We start from the raw sequence: 12,151 nt of genomic DNA on the forward strand, positions 1-12,151 counted from the left end.
CCCTCGAGGAGCCTCCATGTCCCAGCCCGATACCGCCCGCCTGCTCATCGCCTGCGACGACCAGCCCGGGATCGTCGCCGCCGTGGCGGGCGTGCTCGCCCAGCACGGTGCGAACATCATCTCGCTCGACCAGCACTCGACGGATTCCGAGGGCGGACGCTTCTTCCAGCGCACCGTGATCCACCTCGATGGACTCGCCGCCGCACGCCCCGCGCTCGAAGCCGACATCGCCGTCGTCGCCGAACGCTTCGGCATGGAGTGGTCGCTGCACGACGTCGCCCGCCGCAAGCGCGTGGCGATCTTCGTCTCGAAGTACGACCACTGCCTGATGGAGCTGCTCTGGCGCACACAGCGCGGCCAGCTCGACATCGACATCACGATGGTCGTCTCCAACCACCCCGACCTTGCCGAGTCGGTCCGCTCCTTCGGCGTGCCCTTCGTGCACATCCCCTCGGGCGACAAGGCCGCCATGGAGGAGCGACAGCTCGAACTGCTGCGCGGGAACGTCGACCTCGTCGTGCTGGCGCGCTACATGCAGATCCTCACCGACGACTTCATCACCCGCCTCGAGGCGCCGGTGATCAACATCCACCACTCCTTCCTGCCCGCGTTCATCGGGGCGAACCCCTACGCCCGCGCCAAGGACCGCGGCGTGAAGCTGATCGGCGCGACCGCGCACTATGCGACCGCCGACCTCGACGAGGGGCCGATCATCGAGCAGGACGTCACGCGCGTGACCCACTCCGAGTCAGCGGCCGAGCTGCAGAGCCGCGGGGCCGATGTCGAGCGACTCGTCCTCGCCCGCGCCGTGCAGTGGCACGCCGAGGACCGTGTGATCGTGCACGGCAAGTCCACCGTCATCCTCTAGGCCCCGACGCCCCTTGGGCCCTCCTCCGGTCGCGGGGCGCAGGCGGTGAGCGGTCAGGAGGGGCGCGGCACGCCGGCGGCCAGCTCCGCGAACACCTCGGCGGCGCTGTCATGGCGTGCGAGCGGCGCCGCCTGCCCCATCCACAGCGACTGGAGCTCCCCGAGATTCTGCTCCCCCGCCGCGGCCCGGAAGCGTCCGGTGAGCCAGTTCTGCATCGGGAACGGTGCGATCGTGCCGCTCGCCTCGATCGCCCGCACCGCACGGTTGCGGGCGCCCCGGGCCAGGCGACCGCTCATGGCACGGGTGAGCACCGTCTCCTCGGCGGCGGTCGCACGGATCGCGGCGCGATGCGCGGGCGTAGCCACGGATTCCGCCGTCGAGAGGAAGGCCGTCCCGATCTGCACGCCGGTCGCCCCCAACGCGAACGCCGCGGCGACTCCCCGTCGCTCGGCGATGCCCCCTGCCGCGATCACCGGCACGTCCACCGCATCGACCACCTGCGGGACGAGCGCGAACGTGCCGACGAGCGAGTCCTCAGCCGGACGGAGGAACGACACCCGATGCCCGGCCGCCTCGGCACCCGTGGCGACCACCGCATCCACCCCGGCGTCGGCGAGCGCGACGGCCTCGGCGACGGTGGTCGCGGTACCGACGATGCGGATCCCCCGGCGCTGTGCCGCCTGGACGACCTCGGCCGACGGCACCCCGAACACCGTGCTGAGCACCGCGGGCCGGATCTCCCAGATCGCGTCGAGCTGCTCCTCGAGCGACGGGACGTACCGCTCCGGGCGCGCCGGGACATCGATGCCGACCGCCTCGTAGAAGGGTTGCAGCGCCTGCGCGAACACCGTGTGCTGCGGATTCGGCTCGACCTCGTCGCCGGTGGGGAGCCAGATGTTCACCGCGAACGGACGATCGGTCGCCGCCCGCAGCGCCGCGCCGGTCGCACGGATGCGGTCGCCGTCGTAGCCGTAGAGTCCGAACGAACCGAGGCCGCCCGCAGCGCTGACCGCAGCCGTGAGGGCGGTCGAGGAGAGCCCGCCGAACGGGCCGAGGATGATCGGTTGCTCGATCCCGAACAGGGCGCGAAGGTCACTCATGCTTTCGACCGTACGCCCCGCAGGCTTCCGAATCGTGCACTGTGCGGCATAAGTGGCCGGGAGCGCACCATTCGCGCGATTCGAAAGCGGTGGCCGCCCCCGGTGCTACCCTCACAACAGGAAGGGAGCGCGCATGAGCGAGTGGTTCGGGCAGATGCTGAGCATCGTCGCGACCGCGCTCGGCCTCGTGTCGATGCCGGATGCCACGGCTCTCGGCCTCGCCGTCGCCCTGCTCGCGGTGACCGCACTCACCCTCGCGATCGTGCTGAGTGTGCGCCCCGAGGCCTCGACCGGTGCCCCGCATCCGTTGCGCGCCATCGACGTCGGCACCCTCCTCACGCAGAGTGATCCTGATGCCGCCGGGCATCCGCGCCCTCGGGCGCCGGGAGTCGCGACCGCCGCGTAGTCCGCTCTTTCGACGGGACCGCGCGGCCTTCGCCGACCCTTCCCGACACCTCGAACGGACACTTCCATGGACCCCTTTGCCTTTCCACCCCTCGCCGCCCTCCTCGACGCCGCCTACAGCGCGCTGACCGGGCTCTCCGACCTGCTCACCCCCATCGTCGGTGCCTCCGCCGCCGCTCTCGCCGTCGTGCTCGTCACACTGCTCGTGCGGGTACTGCTCATCCCCGTCGGCATCTCCCAGGCCAAGGCCGAGCAGACCAGGGCGCGTCTCGCGCCGAAGCTGCGCGAGCTGCAGCGCCGCCACAAGAAGAACCCCGAGCGCCTGCAGAAGGAGACGCTGGCGCTGTACCGCGCGGAGAACACGTCGCCGTTCGCGGGGATGCTCCCGGTGCTCGCACAGGCCCCCGTGGTCGGCATCCTCTACACGCTGTTCCTCCGGCCCGAGATCGCGGGACACCCGAACGAGCTGCTCGCGCACGACCTGTTCGGCGCACCGCTGGGCACGAGCCTGGTGTCGGCGCTGTTCGGGGGCACCGCGACACCCGCCACCTTCCTCGTGTTCGGGGTGCTGCTCGCGGTCATGCTCGCCGTCGCCGAGATCACCCGCCGCGTGTTCCGCCCGACGCCGGTCGATGGGGACGACTCACCCCTGAACTCCCCCACCCTGCTGCGCGTCGTCTCGGTGATGCACTACGCGACCGCGGTCTTCGCCGTGTTCGTGCCTCTCGCCGCTGCGCTCTACCTGACGGTCACGGTGGTGTGGACGCTCGTGCAGCGCGTGATCCTGCGCCGCCGGTACCCGCTGCCGGTCCCCGCGGTCAGTCGGGCAGCGGTATCGGTGCAGTGAACGGGCCGGAGGGACCGTCGTCGCGGCGTTCCCTCCGCACCCCGAGCGTGGTCCCGACGCTCGCGGCGATCACGAGGGCGACGGCGAGCATCCGCAGCGGCGTGGCGTCCTGGCCGAGGATGAGCCAGCCGGCGAGCGTCGCGAACGCCGGTTCGAGGCTCAGCAGCACACCGAACACGCGCTGCGGCAGACGGCGCAGCGCCGCGAGCTCGAAGCTGTAGGGGATCACGGACGACAGCACCGCGGTGATCGCGGCGAGCAGGAGCAGCTGCGGATCCATCGCCACCGTCGACGCGGCCGGGATGCCGACCGGGATGAGCAGGACGGCAGCGACCACGAGTCCCATCGCCAGGCCGCTGCTGCCCGGGATGAGGGAGCCGACGCGGGCGCTCATCCGGATGTACATGGCCCAGAAGCCCGCTGCGATCAGGATGAACAGCACACCGAGCGGATCGAGCGGCTCGGCACCGATCAGGCCGTCGATGCCCAGCACGATCATTCCGAGGAGAGCCACTCCGACCCAGACGAAGTCCGTGACCTTCCGGGTGAGCACGGCCGCGAGCACGAGTGGTCCGAGGAATTCGATCGCGACGGCGGGGCCCAGGGGGATGCGGTCGATCGCCGCGTAGAAGAAGCCGTTCATCGCGGCCAGCGAGACGCCGAAGAGCACCGCGGCGGACCACTGCGGGCGGGTCCACTTCCCGGGCCGCGGGCGCACGATGACGACCAGGAGGATCGCGGCGATCGCGACGCGCAGTGAGGTCACCCCCCACGGACCGAGCACCGGGAAGAGCTGGGCCGCGACGGCGGCGCCGAAGGGAAGCGAGAGGCAGGAGCCGATGACGAGCGCGACTCCGACGAGGGGACGGGACGCGGCCGGCTTCTGCACTCCCCAAGCTTAGGCGGCGGCTCCCCCTCGGTGCCGCCGCCTGAGCACGTGTCAGAGGCCCTTGCCGCCGGTGACCGCGATGACCGAGCCGGAGGTGTACGAGGATTCCGCCGATGCCAGGTACACGTAGGCGCCGGCCAGTTCCGCCGGCTGACCCGCCCGCCCCAGCGGAGTGTCGGCACCGAAGGTCGCCAGCCTCTCGGCATCCCATCCGGTCGCGGGGATCAGGGGTGTCCAGACCGGTCCCGGCGCGACGGCGTTGACCCGGATCCCGCGGGGTCCCGCCTCCTCGGCGAGCGCTTTGACGAACGCGATCTGCGCCGCCTTGGTCATGGCGTAGTCGATCAATCCCGGTGAGGGGTTGTAGGCCTGGATGGAAGCCGTCACGATGATGCTCGCTCCGGGCTGGAGGTCGGGATAGGCCGCCCGCGCCGAGAACAGCATGCCCGCCAGGTTCGTGTCGAACACCCGACGCATGCGGTCCGTCTCCAGACTCCCGAAGTCGTCGATGTCGTGCTGATAGCCCGCGTTGAGCACGAGCACGTCGAGCCCACCCAACTCACTCCGCGTCTGGGCGACGATGTCGGTCGCGAACGCCTCTTCTCGCAGGTCGCCTGCGAAGCCCACACCCGTGCGCCCCGTCTCGCGGACGAGGGCGAGCGTGTCCTCCGCGTCGTCCTGCTCCTCGGGCAGGTGCGCGATCGCGATGTCGGCGCCCTCCCGTGCGAAGGCGATCGCGACGGCCCGACCGATCCCGGAGTCACCGCCCGTGATGAGAGCACGGCGACCTTCCAGGCGCCCGTGGCCGACGTAGGTTCCTTCGCCGTGATCCGGTTCGGGGCGCGTCCGCTCGGTCAGCCCCGGCTGGTCCTGGTGCTGGTCGGGAAAGCCCTCTTCGCGGTGCGCGTGCCGGGGGTCGGTGGTGTCGTCGGTCATGGCCGATCCTCCTCGTCTCGTCGAACGAGGCCCACACTTCCATCCTTGCCCGCCCGTGGTCAGGGGCTTGACATCCCGGGCTCGGAGCCGCGGTCCCGGCTCAGAGCGGAGGGGTGACCGGAACCTCACCGGCACCGGGCTCGTCGCCGGCCTCGGCGGGTTCGGGCACGAGGTACAGCCCGCTCGGCGCGTTCGCGGTGAAGGCGAGTGCCTCGATCCACGCCCGGTTGATGGACGGCTGACGGCTGCCGAAGTACTTGAAGACGAGCGAGCTCCCCGGCTGGATCCACACCGTGGTGCGCCCGCCGCCGACGCTCGCATCCTCACGCCAGCTGAAGGGGAAGGGCTCCCCGCGGCGCAGCTTCGCGGTGATGACGAGCTGAAGGTGGGTGAGGGCGCGATCCTCGATCTCGGTCTTCACGCCGCCTTCGTAGACGAATTTACCCATGGGTGGTGCTCCTTGGTCGCTGCCGGGCCGAGACGACGGCTCACCTCATTCTCCCGTACTCGGGAGAAGGTTATCGCCTCCGGGTGCGGTCGACCGCGCGCTGGCGACTCGCTGCACCGAAGTCAACCCCCTTCGGCGGAGCGACGGCAGGACCCTAGCCTCGGGACACGCGATTCGAGGAGGACTGCCATGAACGACCGACACATCGACGACCGCCCGGATGACGGATACACCCCCACGACCACGCATGCCGAATGGGGCGCGGGGAACCCTCGATTGCGCATCAGCCGAGACGACGAACGCACCGAATTCGCGCTCGAGGCCGACGTGGTGCGGATCGGGTCGGCCGAGGGCAACGAACTGCGCCTCCCCGAGACCGACCCCGTGCACGCGACCATCACGCACGACGACCGCGACGAGTACGTGCTGACCTTGAACGGCGAGGGCGAGACCAACGCGAGCCTGGGTGTGGACGCGACTCACGCCGACGAGTCCTCCGAGACGCTGCGCACGGGCGCGCACTTCACGGCGGGGCCCTGGACGTTCGTGTTCGCACGCGACGAGTTCGCCGACCACGGACGTCCGTACGGGGGGCGCGCGGGTGGGGAGTACTCCGATCAGCCGCTGCAGCCGCCGCGTCCGGACTACGACGAGAGCGAAGAGCGATGACCACCACGCGCGACCTCATGACGCCGAGCCCGCGCTGCATCGGCGTGAACGATTCGCTCCGCATCGCCGCATCCGTCATGGCCGAGCTCGACGTCGGCGCGCTGCCGATCTGCGGAGAGGACAGCCGCCTCAAGGGCATGCTCACCGATCGCGACATCGTGGTCGGTGCGGTCGCTCTGGGGATGGATCCCGAGACGACACCGGTCGAGGCGCTCGCGAAGGGGAAACCCGTCACGGTGGGCGCGGACGACGACATCCGCGTGGCCCTGGAGCGCATGCAGGAGAACCAGGTGCGCCGTCTGCCCGTGATCGCGGACCGCCGCCTGGTCGGCATCGTGAGCCAGGCGGACATCGCCCGATCACTCTCGGCCGCCACGACGGGCAAGACCGTGGAGAGCATCTCCCGCTGAACCCAGACCCCGGATCCCTGACCCCGGAGGCCGGTGCGCCGGAGGTCAGCGCCCCGGGACCAGCCCGATCCGCAGCGGTGCCCCTGGCTCGGCGGCCTCCTCCAACGCCTTGTCGATCTCGAGGAGCCCGCGGACCGCGCCGACGGCGTCACCGAAGGGATAGGCGCGACCGCGTCCGGCCAGGAAGCCGACCGCCTCCGCCAGCTCGGCACCCGTGTAGTTGTGGACACCGGCGACCGTCACGAGGCGCCGCACGATGCTCTCGGCGTCGAAAGGTACCGGATCCGCGGGGAAGACGCTGCCGACGAGCACGACCGTGCCGCCGACCGCCACGCCTTCGAGCGCGTCGCGGACCGCGTGACCGGACGCCTCGATCACGACATCGGGTTCGCGGTCCACGACGGTCGCGCCGAATCGTGTCGCGAGCGCCCTGCGCTCCGGGTTCGGGTCGAGCACCTCCACCGTCGCGCCCTGCTCGACGGCGATGGCCGCGGCGGACAGCCCGACCAATCCCGCGCCGTGGATCCGCACGGCGGCGCCGTCGAGGTCCCGTCCCTGGGCAGCCCTGGCCACCGCTGCCCAGGCGGTCGCCGTGGCGCACGAGGCGGGAGCGAGCACTGCTGCGGGGAGTGCCTCCGGCACGCGGACGATCGCGGTGCCGGTGCGCAGCTGCACGTGACTCGCGAAGGCGCCGGTGAGGTCGCCGTGGACACCGACCCGGTCGTGACCGTACTTGCCGAGGTCGCGGCACTTCTGCGGTATCCCGCGCAGGCAGCGGTCGCAGCTCCCACAGGAGACGGTCACCGACCACACCACGCGATCGCCGATGCGCAGCGGGGTGCCGTCGACCCCGCTCGCCCCGGCGTCACCGGTCGCGATCACACGCCCGACGCTCTCGTGCCCGAGCACCAGCGGCACCGGAGCGGAGCGGCGCCCCTGCACGGTGTGGACATCGGAGCCGCAGATGGTCGACATCTCGACCGCGACCAGCACGTCGCCATCGGCGAGCGCCACTCCCGGCACCGCGATCGTCTCGTGCGGGTGTCCGGCGCCGATCCAGACCATCGCGGTCGCCGCCGGGCGCAGCGCGACGTCTCTGCGGTGCCCTGCGGGACGGATCAGCAGCGTTCCCATGTCACGGTCTCTCAGGAGGTCGTGATGAGCGGAAGCAGCTCGCGCTGGGCGAGCACTCCGCGCAACGCGGTGACGTCGGCGAGCACGGCATCGGCGCCCGCTGCGCTCAAGGCCGGCCGATCATGGGCACCGGTCAGCACACCGGCGACGAAGCCGGCGCCGGCCCGGCGTCCGGACTCGACATCGCTGACGGTGTCGCCCGCGACGGCGACTGCGGAGACCGACGAGGTCTGCGTGCGCAGCAGCGCCGTGAGCACGAGGTCGGGAGCGGGGCGACCGCGTCCGGCATCGATCGGCGACAGCGCGAGGTCGACGAGGCCGCGCCAACCGAGACCGTCGAGCAGGGCTTCTCGGGTGATCGGAGCGAAGCCCGTGGTCAGCGCGACCCGCAGTCCGGCGTCTTTGAGGCCCTGGATGGCGTCCGCCGCACCGGGGATCTCGGAGACGCCCTGCTCGGTGATGATCTCGGCGTAGGCGCCCTCGAAGGCCGCGGTCGCCCGTGCCGCGGCGTCGGCATCGCCGCCGGAGAGGTGCGTGAAGACGTCGATCTTCGACTGCCCCATCGTGGCACGCACGTGGTCGAGTGCCTCCGCCCACGGCATCCGATCCGCGACGCCCGTGCGCTCGGCCGCGCGTTGGAACGCCTGCTCCACGACGCCGTCGTCGAGCACCGTGGTTCCCGCCATGTCGAGGACGACGAGTTCGAGGGGAGTGGTCATGTTGTTCCTTCCCTTGTTGCCGCCCATCCGCAGGCGGCGGTGAGATTGTGTTCCGCGAGACCCAGGCCCGTGGTCATCCCGATCCCGGTCGTGGCGGCGAGCACGAGCACACCGTCGTCGCCCCGATCGATCAGGAACTCCTGCCGACCCTTGGCGTACACGCCCTGCCAGCGTTCGATCACCCGCGGCGCCGGCGCATCGAACAGCGCTTCCGCCTCGGTGAGGAACGCGGTGAAGGCAGCCTCGGGCTGGAACGGCGAGGGAGCCGCGGCGGTCGCGTGCGAGTCCCCGATGATGAGCGTGCCGTCGGGGAGCTGTGTGTACATCTGGTTCAGGTCGAGCGCGGCGAGATCAGGCCGTTCGGCGTGGAGACGTTCGCGCAGCACGGCGGCCTCCGGTCCGTCGGAGAAGCGCCCGTACCGCACGAGCGACCATCCGGTGAGCAGGGGCGCCGCGAGCGGATGCCGGAACGACACGGCCGCCCGCATCATGTCGAGGGCGCAGCGGACGATCCCGTGCCGTTCGGCCACTTCGGGCAGCAGCTGGTCGATGTCGTGGTTCGCGGCGACGACCACGCTGCCGCAGGTGAGGGGCCCGCGGGTGGTGTCGACCCGGCCGCGCCCGACTCCGGTCACGCCGGTGCGGAAGCGGAAGTCCACGCCGAGGGCTGCGAGGTGGCGGGCGATCGCAGACGCCGCCGTGCGCGGATCGGTCTGCAGGTCGCTCTCGATGTGTGCGCCGCCGACCAGGCCCTGGGCGCGCAGCGGTGCGAGTTGCAGGAGCTCGTCGGCCTCGAGCATCCGGATCCCGCCGTCGCGAGCGGCCGCCTCGAGCACCGCGATCTCGTCGTCGTGGCGGGCGGCGACCAGCGTTCCCGACTCGCGCAGCCAGAAGCCCGCGTCCTGGGAGAGACGCAGCCACAGCTCGCGCGAGGCGTCGGCATACCGCCGGGCCTCGCCGCCCTGCGCTCCGATGCAGAGGTGTCCGAAGTTGCGGATCGTGGCACCGACCGGTGCATCGGTGCGGTCGACCACCATCACCCGCAGCCCGCGACGGACCGCCGCGTAGGCCGCGCCGAGACCGACGATCCCGGCCCCGACCACCACGACGTCCGCAGAGTTCACAGAGCGATCCGGGTTCATCGGAACACCTTCCGCATCCACATGGCGAGGCCTTCGACGACGAGCACGGTGGCGAGGATCATCAGCACGATCGCCGTCACGGTCTCGTAGCGCGAACCCTGGCTCGCGTTGAGCAGGTAGTAGCCGACCCCACCGCCACCGACGATCCCGAGGATGGTCGCCGCACGGATGTTCGTGTCGAGCATGTAGAAGCTGTGACCGATCAGCGCCTGGGTCCCCTGCGGCACCGTGGCCGAGGCGTAGGTCTGCAGACGCGTCGCCCCGACGGCCCGGAGCGCGCGCTCGGGGCCGCGATCCACCTCTTCGAACGAGTCGGCGATGAGCTTGCCGAGGAGTCCGATCCCGCCGATCGCGAGGGCGATGACGCCGGCCTGCGCGCCGAGTCCCGTGATCACGACGAGCACGATCGCCAGGATCAGCTCCGGGATGCCGCGGATGCCGACGAGCAGGAGTCGTGCCGTCCCCCGTGCTCCGGAGTTCGGCGCGACGTTGCGGGCGGCGAGCGAGCCGAGCACGAGCGAAGGGACGAGGGTGAGCACCGTGGCGGCCAGCGCGATCGCGACGGTCTCCCGCATCGCCTCGAACATGGCGCTCGCGTCGTAGTTCCCGAAGGAGGGCGGCCAGAACAGCGCGGCGACCTCGGGCAGCTTGGCCCAGAAGGTGATCAGGTCCATCCAGTTGATCTGGCTGACCACGATGCTGCCGATGACGACGAGCACCGCCACGACGCCGGCGACGGTGTGGCGCACGCGTCGGGCGGTCCAGGGGCGACGCACGGCGGTCTCGGGGCTCGTGGCCCAGGCGGGGCGACCGACCGGCGCGGCTACGGTGTTCGCTCCGAGGCGCGGGTGGAGGATCCGGTCGATCCACGAGCGGGTGTGCTTCTGCTCGCCCAGCATCGCGCCGCGAACCATGCTGGAGATGACCTCCATCGCGATGCACAGGAGGAAGATGACGAGCGCGATGCCGAGGCCCTTGCCGTAGTTCAGCGACTTGAAGGCGTACGACATCTCCAGGCCCAGACCGGCCACCCCGACGTATCCGAGCACGACGCTGCCTCGCAGGTTGATGTCGTTGCGATGCAGCACAGTGGCCACCCAGCTGGGCAGCACCTGCGGGAGGATCCCCGCAGAGAACTCCTGCATCTTCGAACCGCCCGCGGCACGGATCGCGAGGCGGGGACCCTCGTCGATCTGCTCGATCGCATCGGCGAACATCTTCGAGATCATGCCGATCGAGTGGATGCCGATGGCGAGGATGCCGGGAAGGGTGCCGAGCGAGAACATCAGCACGAACGCCATCGCGAGGACAACATCGGGGAGCGCACGGGTGAGCACGCCGATGAATCGAGCGGCGGCACGCCAGCCGTTGCCCGGAGTCGTGTTGGACGCGGCGAGGTAGGCGATCGGCACCGAGAGAACCGCGGCGAGCAGGGTTCCGACGAGCACGAGACCGACGGTGAGTGCGATCAGCCAGACGAGATCCCCGGGCGCGGGGAACGTGAGTCCGCCGATGCGGGCCATGAAGTTCTCGGCGTTGCCCCAGCTCTGCACCATGGCGGGGATCGAGATGTCGACGTCACGGACGGCGAGGATACCGAGGACCAGGAGCGCGACAAGGGTGAGGGATGCGGCGATGCGTTCCGGGGAGACCACCCGCTTCGGGGCGCGCTCCCTCACCTGTCCCGCCTGCCGAGGAGCCGCGCCGCCGCCCCGCGTCGAGGAGCCCGTCGACGCGTCGAGAGCCGTCATGATGCCGCCACCTGCGCCGCCGCTTCGACGAGTTCTTCCTGGACGGCACGGATCTCGGCGGTCGTGGTGGCGACGCGGCCATAGATCTCCATGACCTGGGCCTTGGTGAGGTCGCCGGTCGGGGTGTCGAGCACGACCTCGCCGTGGCGGAGTCCGACGATGCGGTCGGCCCAGCTGATCGCGAGGTCGACCTGGTGCAGGCTGCACACGACGGTGAGTCCCTCGTCGGCGGCGATCTCGCGGATCAGTGCCATCACCTGTTCACTCGACTCCGGGTCGAGCGAGGCGACCGGTTCGTCGGCGAGCAGGATGTCGGGCTTCTGCATGAGGGCGCGGGCGATGGCCACCCGCTGCTGCTGTCCCCCCGAGAGGGTGTCGCTGCGCTGGTACGCGCGGTCGAGCAGTCCGACCCGGTCGAGGTGTTCGAGTGCGGTGACCTTCGCGGCTCGCGAGTACCCCCAGAGCCCGAGGCGCGGTCCGCGCAGGTCGGAGAGCGAACCGGTGAGGACGTTCTCGAGCACCGTGAGCGAGGGCACGAGCTCGAACTGCTGGAAGATGAAGCCCACCCGGCTGCGGAGGTCGCGCAGCGCGCGTCCCTTGAGCGAGGGAACGTCGGCTCCCAACACCTCGACCGAGCCCGAGGTGGGGATCTCGAGGCCGTCGAGGTGGCGCAGCAGGGTCGACTTGCCCGAGCCGGAGAGCCCGAGAAGCACGACGATCTCGCCGCGGGACACCTCCAGGGAGGCGTCCTTCAATGCAGTGGTCGTCCCGAAGGTCTTCGTCACGCCGTCGAGGCGGATGAGGGCGTCGGATGCCGAGGCGGTCATGTCGTG

At 70.8% G+C, this 12,151-nt stretch carries 14 protein-coding genes; 5 read left to right on the forward strand and 9 right to left on the reverse strand.

Annotated elements, in window-relative coordinates; genetic code table 11:
• The first annotated feature begins 16 nt into the window (after positions 1 to 16).
• Positions 17 to 868: a formyltetrahydrofolate deformylase gene (gene purU, locus ACLF6J_RS14250; protein ID WP_047524587.1), complete on the forward strand. Its 852-nt coding sequence runs from the start codon at positions 17 to 19 to the stop codon at positions 866 to 868.
• A gap of 53 nt (positions 869 to 921) precedes the next feature.
• Here purU and ACLF6J_RS14255 read toward each other — a convergent pair whose 3' ends face one another.
• On the reverse strand, positions 922 to 1,968 hold the full coding sequence (locus ACLF6J_RS14255) for an NAD(P)H-dependent flavin oxidoreductase (RefSeq protein WP_134352136.1): 1,047 nt from the start codon (positions 1,966 to 1,968) through the stop codon (positions 922 to 924).
• 133 nt (positions 1,969 to 2,101) lie between these two features.
• Between ACLF6J_RS14255 and ACLF6J_RS14260 the strand changes: the two genes are divergently transcribed.
• Together ACLF6J_RS14260 and ACLF6J_RS14265 are read left to right on the forward strand one after the other, a co-directional pair.
• Positions 2,102 to 2,374, forward strand: coding sequence for a DUF6412 domain-containing protein (locus ACLF6J_RS14260; protein ID WP_047524590.1), 273 nt, complete (start codon positions 2,102 to 2,104; stop codon positions 2,372 to 2,374).
• A gap of 66 nt (positions 2,375 to 2,440) precedes the next feature.
• Positions 2,441 to 3,220: a YidC/Oxa1 family membrane protein insertase gene (locus ACLF6J_RS14265; RefSeq protein WP_134352137.1), complete on the forward strand. Its 780-nt coding sequence runs from the start codon at positions 2,441 to 2,443 to the stop codon at positions 3,218 to 3,220.
• Here ACLF6J_RS14265 and ACLF6J_RS14270 read toward each other — a convergent pair.
• The 3 genes from ACLF6J_RS14270 to ACLF6J_RS14280 all read right to left on the reverse strand — a co-directional run bounded on the left by ACLF6J_RS14270 (position 3,192) and on the right by ACLF6J_RS14280 (position 5,493).
• Positions 3,192 to 4,109 carry an EamA family transporter gene (locus ACLF6J_RS14270; protein WP_134352138.1) on the reverse strand — a complete coding sequence of 306 codons (918 nt, stop codon included), beginning with the start codon at positions 4,107 to 4,109 and terminating at the stop codon, positions 3,192 to 3,194. The genes ACLF6J_RS14265 and ACLF6J_RS14270 overlap by 29 nt on opposite strands.
• Before the next feature lie 51 nt (positions 4,110 to 4,160).
• Entirely contained in the window at positions 4,161 to 5,045 is an 885-nt protein-coding gene (locus ACLF6J_RS14275; protein ID WP_134352139.1) for an SDR family oxidoreductase, read from the reverse strand.
• A gap of 100 nt (positions 5,046 to 5,145) precedes the next feature.
• The gene (locus tag ACLF6J_RS14280) at positions 5,146 to 5,493 is read right to left on the reverse strand and encodes a hypothetical protein (protein ID WP_021201203.1); all 348 of its coding nucleotides are present in this window, start codon (positions 5,491 to 5,493) and stop codon (positions 5,146 to 5,148) included.
• Between the two features lie 189 nt (positions 5,494 to 5,682).
• Here ACLF6J_RS14280 and ACLF6J_RS14285 point away from each other — a divergent pair, with 189 nt between their 5' ends.
• Both ACLF6J_RS14285 and ACLF6J_RS14290 read left to right on the forward strand, forming a co-directional pair.
• On the forward strand, positions 5,683 to 6,162 hold the full coding sequence (locus ACLF6J_RS14285; RefSeq protein ID WP_134352140.1) for an FHA domain-containing protein: 480 nt from the start codon (positions 5,683 to 5,685) through the stop codon (positions 6,160 to 6,162).
• A complete protein-coding gene (locus ACLF6J_RS14290; protein WP_131494260.1) occupies positions 6,159 to 6,572 on the forward strand; it encodes a CBS domain-containing protein in 414 nt (137 codons plus the stop codon). The genes ACLF6J_RS14285 and ACLF6J_RS14290 overlap by 4 nt, the downstream gene beginning before the upstream one ends.
• Before the next feature lie 45 nt (positions 6,573 to 6,617).
• Here the strand turns inward: ACLF6J_RS14290 and ACLF6J_RS14295 are convergent, their stop codons facing one another.
• The 5 genes from ACLF6J_RS14295 to phnC are packed head-to-tail and all read right to left on the reverse strand — an operon-like array spanning position 6,618 to position 12,145.
• A complete protein-coding gene (locus tag ACLF6J_RS14295; RefSeq protein WP_134352141.1) occupies positions 6,618 to 7,706 on the reverse strand; it encodes an alcohol dehydrogenase catalytic domain-containing protein in 1,089 nt (362 codons plus the stop codon).
• A gap of 11 nt (positions 7,707 to 7,717) precedes the next feature.
• The gene (locus tag ACLF6J_RS14300) at positions 7,718 to 8,425 is read right to left on the reverse strand and encodes a phosphonatase-like hydrolase (RefSeq protein WP_134352142.1); all 708 of its coding nucleotides are present in this window, start codon (positions 8,423 to 8,425) and stop codon (positions 7,718 to 7,720) included.
• Positions 8,422 to 9,549, reverse strand: a complete 1,128-nt coding sequence (locus tag ACLF6J_RS14305; RefSeq protein WP_244093499.1) for a TIGR03364 family FAD-dependent oxidoreductase — start codon at positions 9,547 to 9,549, stop codon at positions 8,422 to 8,424. The genes ACLF6J_RS14300 and ACLF6J_RS14305 overlap by 4 nt, the downstream gene beginning before the upstream one ends.
• Before the next feature lie 14 nt (positions 9,550 to 9,563).
• The gene (phnE, locus tag ACLF6J_RS14310; protein ID WP_134352144.1) at positions 9,564 to 11,318 is read right to left on the reverse strand and encodes a phosphonate ABC transporter, permease protein PhnE; all 1,755 of its coding nucleotides are present in this window, start codon (positions 11,316 to 11,318) and stop codon (positions 9,564 to 9,566) included.
• A complete protein-coding gene (gene phnC / locus ACLF6J_RS14315) occupies positions 11,315 to 12,145 on the reverse strand; it encodes a phosphonate ABC transporter ATP-binding protein (RefSeq protein WP_134352145.1) in 831 nt (276 codons plus the stop codon). Before phnC ends, phnE begins: the two co-directional genes overlap by 4 nt.
• Between the last annotated feature and the right edge of the window lie 6 nt (positions 12,146 to 12,151).

The sequence above is a fragment of the Microbacterium sp. IO18 genome, from assembly GCF_049099505.1.
Lineage (GTDB): Bacteria > Actinomycetota > Actinomycetes > Actinomycetales > Microbacteriaceae > Microbacterium > Microbacterium aurugineum.

Coding starts and splice junctions, on each gene's coding strand:
- purU (WP_047524587.1), top strand. CDS start 17: ATGTCCCAGCCCGATACCGCCCGCCTGCTCATCGCCTGCGACGACCAG.
- ACLF6J_RS14255 (WP_134352136.1), bottom strand. CDS start 1,968: ATGAGTGACCTTCGCGCCCTGTTCGGGATCGAGCAACCGATCATCCTC.
- ACLF6J_RS14260 (WP_047524590.1), top strand. CDS start 2,102: ATGAGCGAGTGGTTCGGGCAGATGCTGAGCATCGTCGCGACCGCGCTC.
- ACLF6J_RS14265 (WP_134352137.1), top strand. CDS start 2,441: ATGGACCCCTTTGCCTTTCCACCCCTCGCCGCCCTCCTCGACGCCGCC.
- ACLF6J_RS14275 (WP_134352139.1), bottom strand. CDS start 5,045: ATGACCGACGACACCACCGACCCCCGGCACGCGCACCGCGAAGAGGGC.
- ACLF6J_RS14280 (WP_021201203.1), bottom strand. CDS start 5,493: ATGGGTAAATTCGTCTACGAAGGCGGCGTGAAGACCGAGATCGAGGAT.
- ACLF6J_RS14285 (WP_134352140.1), top strand. CDS start 5,683: ATGAACGACCGACACATCGACGACCGCCCGGATGACGGATACACCCCC.
- ACLF6J_RS14290 (WP_131494260.1), top strand. CDS start 6,159: ATGACCACCACGCGCGACCTCATGACGCCGAGCCCGCGCTGCATCGGC.
- ACLF6J_RS14295 (WP_134352141.1), bottom strand. CDS start 7,706: ATGGGAACGCTGCTGATCCGTCCCGCAGGGCACCGCAGAGACGTCGCG.
- ACLF6J_RS14300 (WP_134352142.1), bottom strand. CDS start 8,425: ATGACCACTCCCCTCGAACTCGTCGTCCTCGACATGGCGGGAACCACG.
- phnE (WP_134352144.1), bottom strand. CDS start 11,318: ATGACGGCTCTCGACGCGTCGACGGGCTCCTCGACGCGGGGCGGCGGC.
- phnC (WP_134352145.1), bottom strand. CDS start 12,145: ATGACCGCCTCGGCATCCGACGCCCTCATCCGCCTCGACGGCGTGACG.